The sequence below is a fragment of the Paenibacillus sp. DMB5 genome, assembly GCF_001517085.1.
Taxonomy (GTDB): domain Bacteria; phylum Bacillota; class Bacilli; order Paenibacillales; family Paenibacillaceae; genus Paenibacillus_AQ.
Genome location: NZ_LRAC01000100.1, coordinates 64111 through 83086 on the forward strand (window position 1 = coordinate 64111; position 18976 = coordinate 83086).

Annotated in this window: 11 protein-coding genes; 7 read left to right on the top strand and 4 right to left on the bottom strand. The window is 53.1% G+C overall.

Annotated elements, in window-relative coordinates; translation table 11 throughout:
* The first annotated feature begins 942 nt into the window (after positions 1-942).
* From AWJ19_RS11060 to AWJ19_RS11090, 7 genes are all read left to right on the top strand, one after another.
* On the top strand, positions 943-1899 hold the full coding sequence (locus tag AWJ19_RS11060; protein ID WP_068723789.1) for an ABC transporter permease subunit: 957 nt from the start codon (positions 943-945) through the stop codon (positions 1897-1899).
* A gap of 19 nt (positions 1900-1918) precedes the next feature.
* A complete protein-coding gene (locus tag AWJ19_RS11065; protein WP_068723699.1) occupies positions 1919-2809 on the top strand; it encodes a carbohydrate ABC transporter permease in 891 nt (296 codons plus the stop codon).
* A 112-nt stretch (positions 2810-2921) separates the two neighbouring features.
* Positions 2922-4622 (top strand): extracellular solute-binding protein, encoded by a 1701-nt coding sequence (locus tag AWJ19_RS11070; protein ID WP_068723701.1) that lies wholly within the window; start codon positions 2922-2924, stop codon positions 4620-4622.
* A gap of 90 nt (positions 4623-4712) precedes the next feature.
* Positions 4713-6605: a sensor histidine kinase gene (locus AWJ19_RS11075; RefSeq protein ID WP_068723702.1), complete on the top strand. Its 1893-nt coding sequence runs from the start codon at positions 4713-4715 to the stop codon at positions 6603-6605.
* Positions 6602-8194, top strand: a complete 1593-nt coding sequence (locus AWJ19_RS11080; RefSeq protein WP_347231102.1) for a response regulator — start codon at positions 6602-6604, stop codon at positions 8192-8194. The genes AWJ19_RS11075 and AWJ19_RS11080 overlap by 4 nt, the downstream gene beginning before the upstream one ends.
* Positions 8195-8219: 25 nt before the next feature.
* Entirely contained in the window at positions 8220-8963 is a 744-nt protein-coding gene (locus AWJ19_RS11085; RefSeq protein WP_347231103.1) for an AAC(3) family N-acetyltransferase, read from the top strand.
* 210 nt (positions 8964-9173) lie between these two features.
* Entirely contained in the window at positions 9174-9812 is a 639-nt protein-coding gene (locus AWJ19_RS11090; protein ID WP_068723704.1) for a histidine phosphatase family protein, read from the top strand.
* Between the two features lie 383 nt (positions 9813-10195).
* Here AWJ19_RS11090 and AWJ19_RS11095 read toward each other — a convergent pair whose 3' ends face one another.
* From AWJ19_RS11095 to AWJ19_RS11105, 4 genes are all read right to left on the bottom strand, one after another.
* On the bottom strand, positions 10196-11470 hold the full coding sequence (locus tag AWJ19_RS11095; protein ID WP_068723705.1) for an MFS transporter: 1275 nt from the start codon (positions 11468-11470) through the stop codon (positions 10196-10198).
* Between the two features lie 28 nt (positions 11471-11498).
* A complete protein-coding gene (locus tag AWJ19_RS11100; protein ID WP_068723707.1) occupies positions 11499-12404 on the bottom strand; it encodes a winged helix-turn-helix domain-containing protein in 906 nt (301 codons plus the stop codon).
* A gap of 264 nt (positions 12405-12668) precedes the next feature.
* Complete coding sequence (locus tag AWJ19_RS36465; protein ID WP_241781696.1) at positions 12669-13895, bottom strand: S-layer homology domain-containing protein; 1227 nt, start codon at positions 13893-13895, stop codon at positions 12669-12671.
* 98 nt (positions 13896-13993) lie between these two features.
* On the bottom strand, positions 13994-18958 hold the full coding sequence (locus AWJ19_RS11105) for a 5'-nucleotidase C-terminal domain-containing protein (protein ID WP_241781691.1): 4965 nt from the start codon (positions 18956-18958) through the stop codon (positions 13994-13996).
* Positions 18959-18976: the final 18 nt, after the last annotated feature.

Sequence of the window (18976 nt, forward strand, 5' to 3'; positions counted from 1 at the left end):
GCCGGGGAGGTGAAAATCGCCCCGGAATTCCGCTGCAAGCGTGGCCGGTGCGTAAATCAAAGGGAATAATCCCTTTGATTTCGCTGTCAGCGGGCAAAAGGGCTCGATCAAAGGGAAAAATCCCTTTGATTCTGCTGCCAGTGGGCAGAAGGGGCCGATCAAAGGGAAAAATCCCTTTGATTTCGCTGCCAGCGGGCGCAAGGGCCCAATCAAAGGGAAAAATCCCTTTGATTCCGCATTCAGCGTGCAGAAGGGCCAAATCAAAGGGAAAAATCCCTTTGATTCCGCTGTCAGCGTGCGAAATGGCTCGATCAAAGGGAAAAATCCCTTTGATTCTGCAGTCAGCGGGCGCAAGGGCCCAATCAAAGGGAAAAATCCCTTTGTTTGAGCCGCTAGCCGCAGCAACGAGCTGAATAGAGGGAAAAATCCCACTAACTTAACCAAAAGTAGCTCAATTAGCAGGCAATAGAGGGGAAAATCCCACTAACTTAACCAAAAGTAGCCCAATTAGCACCCAGTAGAGGGAAAAATCCCACTAACTCAGCCAAAAGCAGCTCAATCAGCAAGCAATAGAGGGAAAAGTCCCACTATTTCAGCCGAAGGTAGCTCAATTAGCACGCAATAGTGGAAAAAATCCCACTAACTCACCCAGAAGCAGCTCAATCGCCCACGAGTAGAGGGAAAAATCCCACTAAGTAAGAAGTAGGAGGCTGGTTAGCGAAGGGATAAAGGGACCCCTTACTCAGCGGCTAGCGGATCGACTAGCCTTTCCCCCACCCGAAATTTGCGACCCCAAACCGGAAATTCGCTACCTTCCCCCTTAGGGTGAATGCGGTTACAATAAGCACATAGAGTAACGCAAGCTTTTAACCACATTACAGAAAAAGATTTATCTTGGAGGTCCATACGATGGAGAACAAAACAAGCGGCGGGGTTAGCCGGATGAAAAAGCAGCCCGTTCCGGCTCTTATCGAAACCGGTTCAGGTCGCAAAAGATCACTCTGGAAAAGACTGGTGGCCCAAAAGCATCTGCAGACAATGGCGCTGCTCGGCGTGGCCTGGATGATTATTTTTAACTATATTCCGATGTACGGGATGATTATCGCCTTCAAGGAATACAACATCGTCAAATCGATTGCCGAGGCGCCTTGGGTGGGGCTTCAGCACTTCAGAGAATTATATGAGGACGAGGATCTGAGGTATGTTATCAAGAACACGCTGGGCATCAGTTTAATCAAGCTGCTGATCGGGTTCCCGCTTCCTATCATTTTTGCCCTGTTTCTCAATGAGGTACGTTCGATCCGCTACAAAAAAGCGATTCAGACGATCTCCTATCTTCCGCACTTTCTCTCCTGGGTCGTGCTTGGCGGTATCCTGGCAACCTGGCTTGCAGATGTAGGGATTGTCAACAATATTCTGCTGGCACTGAACCTTATTGATAAGCCGATTTCCTATCTGGCGGAACCAAGCTACTTCTGGACCATCGTGATCTCCTCTGATATCTGGAAAGAGCTCGGCTGGTCAGCGATTATTTATCTGGCGGCAATCGCCGGGGTATCCCCGGAAATGTATGAGGCCGCTACCATCGACGGTGCAGGACGTTTTCAGAAAATGTGGTACGTCACACTGCCGGCCATCCGCGGAACGATCAGCATTCTGTTCATTCTGGCGGTCAGCGGCGTGCTCAACTCCAATTTTGACCAGATTCTGGTCCTGCGCAACTCGCTTAACGAAACAGCCAGTAATGTAATTGACTATTACATCTACTATACAGGGATTGTCACCAGCCGCTTCTCCTATTCTATGGCGGTCACGTTGATCAAATCAGTCATAGCACTGATCCTGCTGCTGATTGCCAACCAGGTAACCAAAAAAGTCAACGATACGTCACTGTTCTAGAAGAAGGAGGATTTAAACCATGTTTTCTCTCAAACGCAAAACGATGGGCGAAGCCATATTCGATATCGCCAACAACCTGGTCATGCTGTGTATCTGCTTCGTTACTCTGTATCCAATATGGTACGTGCTGATTAATGCCTTTAATGATGGTAATGACGCCATGATGGGCGGAATCTACTGGTGGCCCCGGATGTTCAGTCTGGAAAACTTCGAAGCGGTATTTGCCAGCTCCGGCATTATGACGGCGATGGGCGTTACGGTGGCCAAGACGGTTATCGGAGTTGTCTTGCACGTATTCTTTACGGCAATGGTAGCTTATGCGCTGTCCCGCAAAAACCTGATCGGTGGAAAATTCTACATTCTGCTGGGTACCATCACCCTGTTCTTCAACGGGGGACTGATTCCGACCTTTCTGCTGAACCGGGATCTTCATCTGCTCGATAACTTCCTGGTCTATATTATTCCGGTCTTGTTCAGCTTCTTCGATCTGATTATCTTCATGACCTTCTTCCGGGAAATTCCCGAAGGACTTGAGGAAGCGGCGTGGATCGACGGTGCCAATGACTGGTCGATTCTGCTGCGGGTGGTACTGCCGGTATCCATGCCGGTTATCGCAACGATCGCGCTGTTCCACGGTGTGTATCAGTGGAATGATTATTTTGCAGGTATCATCTACATCAACAATCCGGACCTGCAGCCGATCCAGACGTATCTGTTCCGGGTGGTTGCCCAGTCCAGCTCCAATCAGATGATGGTTGCCCTGCAGGGCAGCAGCGTTACGAAGACCGTAACCTCACAGTCCATCAAGCTGGCGACAATGGTCGTCACCACGCTGCCGATCGTATTCGTCTACCCGTTCCTTCAGCGTTATTTTGTAAAAGGAATGATGATCGGTTCAATCAAGGGCTGATCAGCAGGCGTGTAAAATCAGGTAACTCCTCCAGAGGCTGCGCCAAGCAGATTCCGGGGTTGAGCTTATAAAGGTATTCATTCATAACATTTTAGAAAAGGGGTAAATAAGCATGGGCATGAAACGCAAGCCAAAATCAATGGTGCTGCTGCTCTTGGGACTGATGCTCGCAATGTCGGCGTCAGGCTGCTCAGGCAACAACAATGCCGGAGGCAATGCCAACGCAAATAAGGAGAACACCAATACGGCGGCGGCAACAACCGAGGCTTCGGCAGAACCTACGGCTGCTGCACCGTCGGGAGATGAGCCGGGCTGGCAAAGCGATACTTCACCGATCACCTTTGACTGGTATCTGAATTTCTCCTGGTTTCCAAATAAATGGGGTGTAGACCCGACCTCGCAATATGTAACGAAAAAGACCGGCGTCAACATTAACTTTATCGTGCCTGCCGGTAACGAAAATGAAAAGCTGAATACGATGATTGCTTCCGGCCAGCTGCCTGACTTCATTACCCTCGGCTTCTGGGAAGATGCAATCAAGAAAATGATCGAAGGCGATATGGTGCTGCCGCTCAACAAGCTGGCGGATGAATATGACCCTTACTTCTACAAGGTTTCCGATAAAGATAAGCTTGGCTGGTACACCCAGGAGGACGGCAATGTCTACGGTTATCCGAACTCTTCCTCCTCACCTGCCGACTATGAAAAGTACGGCGCAAACTATGTATCCAACCAGACCTTCGTAGTCCGTAAGGATATTTATGAAGCAATTGGCAGCCCGGATATGCGAACACCGGAAGGCTTCCTGAACGCCCTCAAAATGGCGCAGGAGAAATTCCCTGAAGTAAACGGCCAGCCGCTGATTCCACTCGGTCTGCATGAGTTTACGGAGAACGGCAACGACTCTCTGGAAGGTTACCTGCAGAACTTCCTGGCTATCCCTTGGGAAAAGGATGGCAAGGTGTATGAACGCGAGACCGATCCGGAGTATGTACGCTGGATGAAAACACTCCGTCAGGCTAATCAGGACGGACTGCTGGCTAAAGACATCTTCATTGACAAGCGCGCTCAAATGGAAGAAAAGATCGCACAGGGACGTTACTTTGCAATGCTGTACCAACGTACGGACTTCGCTTCCCAGCTCGGAACGATCTACCAGAAGAATCCTGAACAGACCTATATTGCTGTAGACGGACCTTCCAATACGGCTCTTGATCAGCCAACCCTGAACGGCCCTGGTATCTCCGGCTGGACAGTAACCCTGATCTCCAAGAATGTAAAAGACAAAGCACGCGCTATCAAATTCCTCAGCTACCTGAACAGTGAGGAAGGAAATAAAGATTTGTACCTGGGTGAAAAAGGCGTCAGCTATGATACAATTGATGGCAAAGACCAGTTCCTGCCTGAAGCATTCGCGCTGATGAACAGCGACCGTGCGGCATTCGACAAGCAATACGGCTCTTCCTTCACGTTCTGGATGATGCAGAACACGAACATTACCGACCAATGGGCTCCTAAATCGGTAGAACCGTTCAAGCAGCTGGAAGACTGGACCCGCGGTAAGGCCATCAACACTTCCGAGTTCCAGCTGATCGATCCTACCGGCAACTCGCCGGAAGGCATTATCGCTACCAAGCTCAAACAGCTCCGCGGCAAAACAATGCCGAAGCTGCTTATGGCTTCCTCCGATGCCGAATTCGATGAGATCTGGAATGATTACCTCGCGAAGAAGGAAAAGGAAGGCTTTGCGACCTTCGATGCCTACAGACAGACCAAGTATCAGGAGAACAAAAAGAAACTCGGTATGGAATAGTATAGAATAAGACCCAATTGCCCGCTGACTGCGGGCTTTTGGGTTGTTTGCTTCTATATATTGAGATGATGCGGTAACAGGAGAGTGCGTATGCGTAAACGGATTAGAGAGCTTTGGAGTTCCTTCAGCTACTGGTGGGGGCGCAGATCGCTGCAGAGCAGGCTGGTGGCCGCTTATATTTTCATTATCCTCGGCCCGAGTCTGCTTGTCTCCGTGTTTTCTTTTAGAACCATTAATAATACTTATGTCCGTGATGCCGTGGACAAGAACAATTACCTGCTGCAGATGGAGAAGCTTCACATCGTCAATCAGATTGAAGTGATGGAGCGGGCGGCACAGATTGCTTATTCCGACTCGGCTGTAAGGAGCTATCTCTCAAATGAGAGCGCTCTTACGTTAGGGGAGCTCGTTGATTTTAATAACACTACCTTTATTAATTTAAGCCGTATCCAGTTGAACAATCCGGGCATCGAGCATCTGCGTCTGTACTCAAACAACGAGAGTATGTATGAGATCTGGCCGATTATTTTACGTGAAGACCGGGTGTACGAGGAGCCGTGGTATCAGGAAGCACTGAAGCTTGAAGAAAGGGAGCTGTGGGTGTTTCAGAGCAATGATCCCGATGTCATGCAGCGGTACACCAATTTATTGACAGAGGGACAGCCCAAGGTCTCCCTGCTGCGGGCAATCAGTATACCGGCCGGCCATCATGTCGGGATGATTCAAGTGGATATGATGCTGAACAATTTCACGCCGAAGACGTATACGGACGTACGCGATAACCAGTCCCAGATGTTCATCGCGGATTCCGGAATGCGGCTGTTTACACGCAGTGACAACTCTTTTACAGAGAACTATACACAGCTGGAGCAGGCCATTACCGAGCGGCTGAAGCATTACGGGGAGACCGGGGAATGGGACATTCATTACAAGGAGAACGGCAGCTCGTTCATGCTGATTCATACTCCGCTTGAGCGGATCGGCGCTTCACTGATCAATGTGGTATCCATGGAAGATGTAATGAAGCATATCTCCCAGACCCGCAATCTGCTGATCGGCGCCAACATCGGGTTTATTTTTCTGGTTACGCTGATCGCGTATGTTATGAATGCCTTCATTCTCAAGAAGCTGCGGCTGCTGACCGAAACAATGAAAAAGGTGCGTAAAGGCGAGACCTATACGGGACTTTCAATCCGCGGAGGCGGGGAGGTCGGGGAGCTGGCGCATCACTTTAACAAGCTGATGAACACGATTAATACGCTGGTGGCCCAGGCCGTGCATAAGCAGGCGCTCACGAAGGAGGCCGAGCTGCGCACGCTGCATAATCAGATCGATGCCCATTTCCTCTACAACACGCTGGAAAATATAAAAATGCTGGCGGAAATCGAGGATCAGCGGATGATCTCCGATGCCTTGACCTGGCTGGGCGGCATGATGCGCTATAACTTTAAATGGACAGGCGAATATGTGAAGCTGCGCGATGAAATCCGCCATATTCAGAATTATATCGAGATTATGAATATCCGTTTTGAACACCCCATCCATCTGGAGTTGAATATAGATCAGGTTTATATGGAAGTCGAAGTGCTGAAAATGTCGCTGCAGCCGATTGTGGAGAACAGTGTGAAGCATGCCTGGAATACCGGCGGGGATGAGCCGGAAGGCCGCAGCATACGTATTGATGTGACGGAATCGGAGGGAGAGCTCTTTATCCTGATTGGCGACAACGGCTGCGGGCTTACGCCGGAGCGGCTGGCCGATCTCCATGAGAACATTTACGCCAAAGAAGAGCAGAGCACAGAGTTTTCGGGTAAAGGAACCGCAGGCTACAAGGCGGGAGGCATCGGTCTAAGAAATGTGCATCAGCGGCTGCAGCTGTTCTACGGCGAGGCCTACGGGCTGGAGCTGCAGAGTGAGCCGGGGCAGTGGACTACGGTGTTCATGACGCTGCCTAAAGTACTTTTGACGGGGGATAAGAGATGATGAAGAAACTGCTGATCGTCGATGATGAGAAAATGATCCGCCAGGGTCTTAAGGCAATGATTGAACGGGAATATCCGGCGGTTTATACGATTGGGCTGGCAGGCAACGGCCAGGAGGCGCTGGAGCTGTTCCGGCGGGAGCCGGCCGACATCATTATTACCGATATCCGTATGCCCGTAATGGACGGTATCACGCTCTTGGAGCATTTATCGGAGGAAGTATTGCCGGACCGGCGACCGGCTGTGATTATCCTGAGCGGCCATGATGATTTTGAATATGCCAAAAGCGCGATCCGCCACCGGGTGAAGGACTACCTGCTGAAGCCGATCCGCCGCGAGGAGCTGTTCGGTACCCTTGAGCAGATTCAGCAGGAACGAAAGGCGCAGGAGAGCGGTGCAATCCGGCAGGCGCTGGAAACCGAGAACTACCGCAAGGAGCTGCGTACCGCCCGCCTCCAGCGTCTGCTGCAGCAGCGGGATGTGCAGCCCGCCCCTGAGCAGCTGGAGGAGCTGGGAAGGCTGCAGCTTCCGTATATGGTAGGCGTTATAAATTATTACTACAGCGACGGCACGCGGATGAACTCCGGTGAGGTGCAGGGGCTGCTGGAACGGCTGGCGGGGCCGCTGGAGCAGCAGTTCAGCGAGATTCTGACCGACTGGGAAGGGAAGCTGATCCTTGCTGGCGGGAGAGCTGAAGCGTTCCTGAACCTGTACAGAATCGCGGAAACGAAGGAAATTAAAGGGCTGCTGATGGGTGTGAGCGAGACAACGGGCAACCCGGAGGATTTTCAGGAATGCTATAGACAGGCCTGCCGTGCGCTGCAGTATACTTTTCTGACCCCTCAGTCCGGCTTTATGGATTACGGGAGTATCCGTGCTGACCGGCGTAGCTTTCCTCTGCCGGAGGAGGAGCTGCGCAAGCTGCTGAATATGCTGGGAACCGAACGGGAAAAGGAGATTAAGAGCCTGATCGGGAATATTTTTCAGACGGAGCATTTGCAGCATCTGGATCTGGCTTACGTGGAGAATGTCGCCCGCAGCATCAACGAACGTGTGCTGGATGAGGTATTCCGGGTGCATGGTGAGGCTTCCGTTGAGGTGCTGAAGCTGTACCGTACAGTAGGCAATTTGTATAATTACCGCCATTTTCATGATTATTACCGCGCGCTGGAGCATTTGCTGCTTAGTGTGAACGATTATATTATAGGAATACGGTCTGCACATACCGAGCATGCCGATATGGAAGCGGCACTGGCTTATATTGAGGAGCATTACGCGCGTCCGCTGAATATGGCGATGGTTAGTAACCACGTATCGCTCAGCTATTCTTATTTCAGTGAGGCTTTTAAGGCCTATACCGGCGAGAGCTTTGTCATCTATCTCAAAAAAGTGCGTATCCGCCATGCCAAAGAGCTGCTGGCAGGCAGCCGGATGATGAAGCTGTCGGGAGTGTCGGAGGCAGTCGGATTTGAGAACAGCAAGCAGTTTACCCGTGTATTCAAGGAGCTGGAGGGCATCTCCCCCGGAGAATACCGGATCAAGCTGCTCGGCGCAGGCAGCATCCGCCCGGAGGATAAGGAGCTTTATTAAGAAATGCAGGCTTGGAGGTACGGAAATGGAAGAGATACAAGGCAATCTGATTACAGTAGAGTCGCTTGCGGCTGATTTCCGCAGGCTGGGTGTAGAGGAGGGCATGACCCTGCTGCTGCATTCCTCCTTTAAGTCACTGGGCCAGTGGGTAGCCGGCGGTCCGGTGGCCGTTATTCTTGCTCTGGAGGAGGTGCTCGGGACGGAGGGGACACTCGTCATGCCGTCGCAGTCCTCCGATCAGACCGATCCCGCAGGCTGGAGCAGGCCGCCCGTGCCGGAAGCGTGGTGGCAGACGATCCGTGAGCAGATGCCGGCCTATGATCCGGATCTGACCCCGCTGCGGGGTATGGGTGTTATCCCGGATACGTTCCGCAAGCAGTGCGGGGTTAAGCGGAGCAGTCATCCTATCGATTCCTTTGTAGCCTGGGGAAAGCACAGGGATTTCATCATTGACGGACACGCGCTGGAATACGCCTTCGGCGAGCATTCTCCGCTGGCCAGGATTTACGATCTGCACGGGAGCGTGCTGCTGCTGGGTGTAGACAGCCTGAATAACACCTCCCTGCACTTGTCGGAATACCGGGCAGAGTATGCCGGGAAGCAGGAGGTGACCCCCGGCACGCCGATGCTGGTAGACGGGAGCCGGCAATGGGTGCAGTTCAGGGATTTGAACTGGGAATCGGAGGATTTCAAGGCGCTTGGAGAGGATTTCGGCCGGGATATGGGCCTGATCCGTCACGGGCTTGTGGCGGCATCGGCGCCCAGCTGATGCCGCAGCGGGAGCTGGTGGACTACGGCGTGAAGTGGCTGGAGCGGAACCGGAAGTAGGCGGGCAGGAATTCCAGCTGGGATTGGGCAGCTTTGCCGCCTGTGGTGCGGGTGACCGGTGGGACTCGTTAGGTGGACTCGGGATAAGTGATCAGTTAGCACAATTTAGAGAGCGTATTAAGCTCAGGGCAGGTTCAAGGAGGAGTTACCAATGGGAACAACAACAATCTATTTAACACGGCACGGCCAGACAGAGTGGAATGTGCAGCAGCGGATGCAGGGGCATCAGGACTCGCCGCTTACTCCGCTTGGGGTACAGCAGGCCGAGTGGCTCGGCAAGGGGCTGCAGGAGGTGCACCTGGATGCGGTGTATGCCAGCTCCAGCCCGCGGACGCTGCGGACTGCAGAGATCATTCTGGGAGAACGCAAGATCCCCGTAACCGCCTGCGACGAGTTCAAGGAGCTGTGCATGGGAGGCTGGGAAGGCTGTGAGTCTCCGGCACTCAAGCTGTCCGAACCGGAGCAGTTCCGGTATTTCTGGGAAGACCCGGAGAAATTCGGCGTGGAGGGCAGTGAGACCTTCGCCCAGGTGCAGGAGCGGGCGCTGAACAAGCTGCAGGAGATTGTTAGCACCCATGAGGGGCAAACGGTGCTTATTGTGACGCACACAGTTGTAATCAAAGTGCTGATGGCATACTTTGAAGCCCGGCCGATGAACAAGCTGTGGGAGCTGCCTTATATTCATCCGACCTGCCTGTGCCGGATCGACATCAAGGATGGCGTACCGGAGATCCTGCTGCATGGCGACATCAGTCATTACGAGTCGGCTGATGCTGTTATGGAATCGTAGGGAAGCAGGCTGTAACCCCGGAGTTTAACTGGATCTGAGGTGCTTCATAGAGCTTAACTCCGAAGAAGCGGGCCTCCAGCAGTTAGTGGGATAATCGCCACTTAATTTGATGATTTTTATTGTTTTTCAGTGATTAGGTGGAAAACCGACACTTATTTCGGCCACAGTTGCTCCCTGAGTACGATAAACGCAGAATTAAGTGGCATTTTTCCAATTAGCAGCTCCGAGCAGGGGAGATTGCTCCTAAATAGGTGGTGAAAATCCACTTAGATAGATCAGGAAGGCCCCGGTAGGCTTATTTCATGAAGCTGAAAAGATTTGGAATGCATTAATAGCTGCAATAGCAGGCAGTGCCCGTAAGCGGCACTGCCTGTTTGTGCTGTTTATTTGGCAGGCTGCACCTGGCTTGGCGCCGGAATACCCAGCCGGGCTCCGGCCGCCAGCTCTGTCAGATCACCGTCCAGTGCCTTCAGGCCGGGGAGCAGTGCTGCGAGCCCGGCGCAGATCACCGGCAGCAGCCCGGCGGCTACGAACAGCGCCGGAACCCCGTAGAATTCGGCGGCCGCTCCACCGGCAAAAGCGCCCAGCGGCTGCAGTCCGCCGCCGATCAGGAAGCGGATGGAATTTACCCGGCCCTGGTGGCTTGCCGGGACCAGCTGCCCGTGAAGAGCGGAGCTCAGGGAGCCGAAGAACGGGCCGAAGACACCAGCCATGAATGCGGCGGCCAGGGCGAACGGATAGCTTGGAATGAGTCCCCACAAAGCGGTGACCAGCCCGATTCCGATCAGGCTGCCGAGCATGAAAGGCCGTCTGCGTCTGATCTCTCCGATCAGCGAGACGATACTGATTCCGCTCAGGTAGCCAAGCGCCGATGCCGTAGTCAGGGAGCCAAGCGCGGCCGCATCACGGTGCAGCACTTCACGGACATAAGGGACCATCATGGTCCAGATGGCAACCGAGCTGAGATTGCTGACGGAGACCAGGACCATAATAGTCAGCATGGCCGGGAATTGCCTGTAGAAGCTGAACCCCTCGGCGATTTCCCCCAGGTATTCCCTAAGGGAGAAGCGGCCTGCTGCTTCCCGGGGCCTGGCCAGCTTCGGCAGGCTGAACAGAGTGGCAATTGCGGCTGAATAGCACAGCGCATTGATGCCCAGAGCCGGCAGTGCCCCGCTGGATGCGGTCAGCACGCCCGCCAGCGCAGGTCCGAGCAGGGCGGCGGCGCCCTTGCAGCCTTCGATGACGGCAAATGCCCGCATCAGCTTGCGGTGGCCGGCCACGCCGGGAACGACGGCGGTTGCCGTCGGGAGGAACAGCGCAGAGCAGGCACCGCTAAGCATGGCTGCGGCGAAGAGATGCCAGAGCTGCAGCTGGCCGAGAAGCCCCATGCCGAGCGGCAGGAGGATGGCCAGCAGCCGGAGAAATCCGAGGAAGGCCATCAGGCGTACCCGGTTCAGCCGGTCGGAGAGCGGCGATCCCAGCAGGCGGATGAGGAGCTCGGGAATACCGGAGGCGAGTACAAGAGCACCCATGGCCAGCTTGGAGCCGGTCAGCTCATAGACCAGCCATTCCATGGCCAGGAGCCCGAAGGTATCCCCGAAGGTGCTCAAGGATATGGTGGATAAAAGCCCGTAATAACTGTTTTTTTGTTTGAACACACATAATCCCGTCCTTTATTCATCCGGATTAGCTCTCCAGATAAGATCCGATTTGCTGCGGCAGATCCCGCAGCGCCTCCAGCCGCAGGCTGTAGGCTGTGCTTTTGCCGCTGACGTGGGCGATGACCAGCCCTGCTGCGCGCAGGGCGATCAGATGGTAATGGATTGTGCTTTTGGACAGGCCCACCTGCTTGACGATTTCAGTGAAGCTCAGCTGCTGGCTCGTAAGCAACCGGAGAATGTACAGCCGCGTCTCATCGGACAGCGCCCGGGTAAGCCGCAGCAGCGCCGCAGCCGGACGTCCTTCCTCCGGAGGAAGGACGTCACAGGAGTAGCTGGTAAATACAAACTCATCATAAAAAGCTGTGGTAACGAGCGGCCGGGGGTGATACTGGGGAATAAGAATAACCTGCTTCAGCTGCTCTGCCGGATAGAGGCGCATCCCGGCAGTTGCCTGTTCATAAACCTCCATGTCATTCCCGCCTCCGAGCGTCTTTCTCCGGCTGTCTGCTTCGCTCTGCAGTCCCGCAAGAATCTGCGGATCAATACCTCTGAAATAGCCGGCATCCCATACGCGCAGCATCTCAGCCGCGCTGCTGCGCAGTTCGGGAAGATTGGCAGGGACGGACTGGCCGAAGCGTCCGGAAATCTCAAATAGCTCCCCTGTAGTCAGATCCTCGAACCAGCTTAGGAATCCGTGGACCGTCCGCTCACCCGGACAGCTCCAGATATAGGGATTCAGATTGAAATCCTCGGCCAGGGCGATAACCTCCCGCATCTTCTGAAGCTGCACCGGGGCGAACCGGTCCTGCACTTCACGGACCCACAGCTTACCGGCGTCCATGGCAGTATGATTCTGTTTGTAAAGAAATGCGTTAAGACTGGCGATACATTCATACATAGGTGCAAAATCAACTTCAACACTGTAGCTCATAGCGTGGCCCTCATTTCAAAAGTAGAATTTCTGGCTCAGTTAGAATAAGTTCTATAAATATAGAACAACTTATTTGTTTTAGTATAAGCGAACTAATTGGATGTTTCAAGTAATAATATGCTTGCCCGCACCAGGATGGCATGACGAAATCCGAAATGCGCAGCACGGCGGCTGAATAATACTTTTGCGTCAAAAAAAAGAGGCGGCTCCTCCCGGATGCTATTCACATCCGGGGGAACCGCCTCTTTTGTGGTTACGCAGCTTTTAGTTGATAAAGCCAAGCGCCAGCAGGGTCTTCTCCAGCATCGTAGCAGCTTCCGCGCGGGTAGCTGATTTCTCCGGAGCAAACGAGCCGTCCGGCAGTCCCTGGATAATGCCTTCAGCAGCCATTTCGGCTACTGCCGCCTGAGACCAGGCAGGAAGGGAAGCGGCATCGCTGAATTTGGCCAGCGCCGCAGGGTCACTGTTCAGTGACTTGCCGGTGTATTTCATGGCTTTGGACAGAATCGCAGCCATCTCCTGACGGGTGATTGGGCTATTCGGCTTAAAGCTGCCGTCTGTGTACCCGGTGATCAGTCCCGCAGCCGCTGCGGTGTGTACAGCATCCGCATACCATGCGCCTGCATTGACATCACTGAAGTTGGTACCGCTGCTTACTGTTGCCAGACCGAGCGAGCGGGTAATCAGGGCAGCGAATTCTGCACGGGTCACCGATTGTGAAGGTGAGAAGGCCGTATCGCTTGTTCCGGTGATAATCAGCTTGGATGCAAGGAGATCAATAGCCGATTTGGCCCAATGGCTGGTGATATCTCCGAACGTCTTGCTGGACTGGACAACGGTGTAATAGCTGTTGCTGTTCCGTTTGATCGTAACCGCGGTAGTTCCGTCAGCCTGGGTAGTGAATACGGAAGGCACGAACGAAAGCTTACCGGTTGCCGGATCAAAGGAGACAGCAGTCGCATTGTCCGGATTCAATGATTGTGTTGCCTTGATAGTGCGGCTTACGTAGGTGCTGCCGAAGCTGTTCAGCGGCACGCTGCTATTGCCGGCCTGAGCGGAAATGGAGAACTCAATTACCGGCGCTGCCAGGGTAACTGAACCTGCTTGTGCAGCAAGGGCCTGATTCACACTGCTCAGCGTAGCTGTGCCGGCTGGCAGAATGGATACAGTGATCGTAAAGTTACTCGTGCCAAGCTGCGCGGCAAGTGCTGTTCCATTCACAAGACGGAGCGGAAGCGAATAAGAGGTTCCGTCTGTCGTACTGAAGGTAAGCACTGACGCTGGTTTGGCTGCAGCCTGCTGGATCAGCACGCTGGCCGGAAGTACCGCCTGGGCTCCGCCTGTTGTAGAGGTCAGCGGGATAACCAGCTCATTGCTGCCTGCAGGCAGTGCGGCGAACTGGGCAGTCAGTGACTCGGCAGTAAGGGTTGTCACCTGCGGTGCTGCCGTTGGTGCTGGTGTAGCTGTCGCAGTAGGTGACGGTGTTGCCACTGGTCCGCCGCCATTAGAAGGGTTGCCCGGATCAGTTGAAGGTGCTGGCGTTGGCGTTGCACCCTTCAAATCTTTGATGCGTCCTTCTGTAGCATTGTTTACAGTTCCGACCTGTGCCAGATAGTCTGTAAAGACCTCATAGTCCGGCAGATACAGCTCATAGTAACGTCCGTCTGCCTTGGCAGCTGCCAGGGAACGGTAGAAGTCACCGCCGCCGGCCATAAAGGAGTTGGTGGACAGGATGTAGTAAGCTTTAGGATCAATGGCAGTGTAGCTGCGTCGGCCTGTTTGATTTCTACAGAGACGATACGCTCGCCGACCTGTTCAACCACATTGGTTGTAGCATTGACGATTTCCGGTTTCTTGGTGGAATCGTAGGTGTAGCGCATGCCTGAGACTTGGGCAAAACGGCCTTGATCACTTTCCAGTCCGCTGACGCCGTTCTCCAGGGCAGCGATGATTTCCTGTCCGGTCACCTTCAGGGCAACCAGACTGTTCGAGAATGGCATCACTGTCAGCACTTCACCGAGGGTGATGTCGCCTTGATCAATCCCGGCGCGGATCCCGCCGCCGTTCTGGATCGCTACGTAACCCTTGATCGTGGACTGCTCAGCTTCAGGAATCAGCTTGCTCACTAGTTCTTTGGCTTTTACATTGATACCGTCAGCAATCAGGTTTCCGAGGTTGGTCTCTTCACTCCGGACGACCCGGGTTAGCTTGCCGTTGATCATCCGGTCGTAAACGAGCGGAACGTCGGTTTTGCCGACTACAGTCTGACGGATTGCCGCCAGCTCAGCGTCGTATTTCACGAGCATCGCTTTGGCAGTCGCATCTTCCGCATATTTTGTCGTGTCGATCAGCTTGCCGTTGTACGTTGTGATGACGCCCGCGTCGTCGAAGTTCACATCGAGCTCGCCGAGGTACGTGCCGTATTCACCGGTCTGTACAATTAGAGTTGGCTCAGTGTCTTTGTTGAAGATAACCGGAGCGTCCAGCTTGGTGTGGGTGTGTCCGCCGACGATAACGTCGATGCCCGGAACCTCAACAGCCAGCTTCTGATCCACATTGTAGCCCAGGTGGGATACGGCAATGATTTTGTTAATGCCCAGTGCCTGCAGAGCTTTGACTGTGTTCTCGGCGCTGGTCTTGTAATCCTTGAAGGCGATGTTGTCGCCCGGTGAGGATAGGCCTACAGTATCTTCAGTGGTGAGGCCGAAGATCCCGACTTTTTCACCATAAACTTCTTTAATAACGGATGGATAGATATGGCCGTTCTCTACCGGAGTAGCAGAATCTGAACCGCCAACCTTGTTAACGAAAATATCCTTCAGCTCATTTTCCTTCGTAGTGAAGTCGATATTGGAGCTGATGAAAGGGAACTTCGCTTTGTCGATGAAGGCTCTGAGTGTCGGCAGGCCTTTATCAAACTCATGGTTCCCGAAGATCATGGCATCGTAGCCGATGTAGTTCATGAACTCCAGGTCAGCCAGTCCTTCAAACTTGGTGAAGTACAGGGTGCCGGAGAATACATCCCCTGCATCGAGCAGGATGGAGTTGCCGGTGCGTTCCTGCTTGATTGCTGTCATCCGTTTAACGACTGTTTCCAGATGGCTGTGCGTGTCGTTCGTGTGCAGTACTCTCAGGGAGAAGTCTGCATTCAGATCGAGCTGTGCCAGAACCGGATCATGGTCGGAGACTCTTCCGCGTGATTCCGGGAAGTCGGCATTGAGGTGCACGACATCAATCTCGGCGGAGGCTGTAAGATTTTTGCTTACCAGCAGGTGGTCAAGCACCTGGGAGTTTCCGTCATAGGTATAAGTGTAACGTTCATTCAGCGGCAGCTTGTCAATCAGGTTATCGAGCTCTTTGCCTTTTAGAATCGTTGCCGTCTGAGTGAACTGGAAATCGTTAAGGTCACCAAGCGCGACGATGTTCGCAGAAGGGTTGGCTGTCAGAACTTCTTTGACAAAACCGTTCACCACTGCAGCTATTTTGTGACGCTGGACCTCACTGGAAAGCACCGGCGGCTGCACGTTTCCGAATGGACCATTATCGCCGGATTTGGAGTTGAAATGGTTGGCGATGACGATCACTTTTTCACCATTAAATTCAAACTGGGCCGCAAGCGGCTTACGCGAGCTGGCAAAAGCAGCAGTATTATTCGGGTCGATTCTTCCCGGATTGTAGGTAAGCTCATCAGCGGCTGCATCGTAGCCGACAGCCTGGGTTGCAGAGCCCTTTTGACCATTGATGCTGTCAGACAGCTTGACTCTCGCTGCATTGTAAAGGAAGCCGACACGGATATTTCCGCCCGGTGCTCCGCCGTCTGCATTATTAACCGGAGCAATATCAACGTATGTGTACGCCGGGCCTCCAGCTGCCTGTATCGCCTGAATCAGCTCGGCTGCACTGGCCTCAACGTTACCGTTATCGCCTTCGCCGTCGCTGTCCTGCATTTCAACAACGCTGATGATATCCGGTTTTTTCATATTTAGAGTGATGGACTCGGCCAGCTTCTGAATCTTTGCTGCTCCAACTCCAGGGAAGTAGTTCTCAATGTTGTAGGAAGCAATCAGCAGCTTGTCCTCATCGACAGTAATCGTTGAAGTTTCCTGCTTGAAGGTGCTTGGTGTAATGCCTGGAAGGCTTCCGTTGTCTGGGATAACCTTGTAATTGCCGTTGTTGTAGCCGATCACACCTGTAACATTACCGTTAAACTTGTCACCTGTACCTACTTGCTGTCCGGGATCGCCGTAAGCGACCAGGAGGCGCTGGGGATTAAGGTTATCTGATCCCTTCAGGACAAGTCCTCCGGCAGATGTAATTACATCCTGGGTTGTATTTTCTACTCTTACAGGAATGTTGTAAACCATTGAATTACCGCCGCCACTTGTCCAGTAAGGGCTGATAATGGTCGGGGTTGGCAGGGTAACCCGCATGCCTTCAAGGGATTCGTAGAAATCTGCAGCATCTTCAGAAGGCTGGAAAAGAGTCAGACCATCGTTGTCGATGATGGAGTCCGGAATAATCCGTCCGCCTTTGCCCAGCACTACAGCTGCAGGCAGTTCTACATTCTTGGCAATCGTCTTAATCGAGCTGAGTGTAATCTGGGTGGAAGTCAGATTGCTGCTGCTTCCTTCATTGTACTCGGACACAAGACCCGTAACGGCCACATGATCCCCGATAGCGGGCTTCAGGCTGGCGTTGGTGCTGTATACGAAAATCCCTTCCGAGGTGTTGATGTTATTGTCAGGCTTAGGATCATGGATGAAAAAGCCTTTATAATTGCCGTTGGCAAACGTATATCCAAGCTCCGTAACGATACCTTCCACATCCGTAACCGTTTGTCCGACAAAGCTGGAGGTATGGGATTCGCCCTGAATATCATGGATACGCGGCTGTTCTGAAGCTTTGTATTCAAACGTATAGACCTTGCTGGTCTGGCCGCCCAACACAGCAACTGCCTTAATCACAATGTCTTTGCCGACAGTGATGGGTGCTGAATAGAGCGGGCTTGAAGCTGTCGGCGTAGTGCCATCAGTGGTGTAGTGTACTGCTGCTCCGGCAGTAGGACTGGAAAGAGTGACTTGTCCGCCGGTGATGATTGGACCCGCACCCGGGCTGGCAATGACGGAGAACAGCTCCTCTACCAGACTTTCTGCACCCAGCGGAATGAACTGATAAGTCGAGTTGAATTGCTCAATTACACCTGTAATCTGGTCAAAATGTTTACCTGCCGCCAGCTGGGAGAGACCGGAGTAAATAGTGAATGTCTGATTGCCCTGGCTGGCAATGACAGTGCTTCCGTCTTTACTGTTGATGGTTACATCCTTGAGCGTGACGAGCTGAGCTTCATGAGCTTCGCCGTTAGCGGATGAAAGATCAGCAGCGGTGATCAGCTTGGGAGCCGGAACGCCTGCGTTCTCGGCAGTCACCTTGTAAGTAAGGCCGGTAACTGTCTTAAGCTCCTGCAGGTTACTATAGATATCCATTGCGCCTTGAACCTCTACACGGTCACCAACCTGTGCAAAAGCCGGGAACCCGTAGAGCACAATTGCTGCTGTGTTATCCTGAATGTACGTTTTCGCACCGTCGATACGGGTTACAACGCCTTCAGTCCATACATTGTCGCCTTTTTCCGCAGGTCTGACAGCGGCGATACTCTGTTTTGTCAGGATAGAATAGTCAAAAGTCGATACCGTGCTGTATACCTCATCCGAGACAGAGGCATATGCCTTAATTGTAGTCGGCGCGTTCAGCTGGATAGGTCCGCTGTACGGGGTGTATGCGGCTGAGGCGCCGTCTATGTAAACTGTTGCATAGACTGTTGCGCCTACTGTAGCTGTGTTAAGGATAATTGCTGTGCCTTGCGGCCAGGCACCCGATGCCGGTGAAGCGGTTACGGCTTCTACAGCTTGCTTGATGCCGTAGCTGCTGTTGCGCGGGTCGGGAGTTTGGACTACAAAGTCGTTAGCGTTGTTGTCCGTGTCCAGGCCGCGGCTGTCAGCCGGAGCGTTGTCGGCAGCTTGCCGGATAGCGGCAAGTACTGCGCTAGTCGGTTCAGTAGGACCGCTGCCCTCATATGCAGTAGATGCACCAAAACCTACCATATCAACGCTTACACCTGCGCTGTTAACGAGGTCAACTTTACCGCCGGCAGCGCCCAGGGCTAAAGAGCCTGTTGCATCCGGAGTGGGGAGTTCCTTGGTACCGCCGGTTCCTGCTGCCTGTTGGATCAGGAAGTAGCCGTTAGCGGGAATTGTTCCCTTCAAGTCGGTGATGTTTTTCGTTGTAGCAAGATCGCCGCTCGCGCTGGCACTTGCATAACGCACCTTCCAGTTGTCGAGGCTCACCGCCTTGTCAGTAGGATTATATAATTCAATAAAATCGTTCTTGAGTTCAGCGCCACTGTTGCCTCCGCCGCCATAAACCTGTGAGATTACAATATTACTGTTATCTGTTGCTGCCTGTGCAACTTGTCCGGCAGGGACTACGATGCCAATCAGCATCAGCATTGCCAGTCCTGCGGACAGCCATTTCTGCATCCTGTGAGAAATAACCATTATTCTAAACCCACTTCC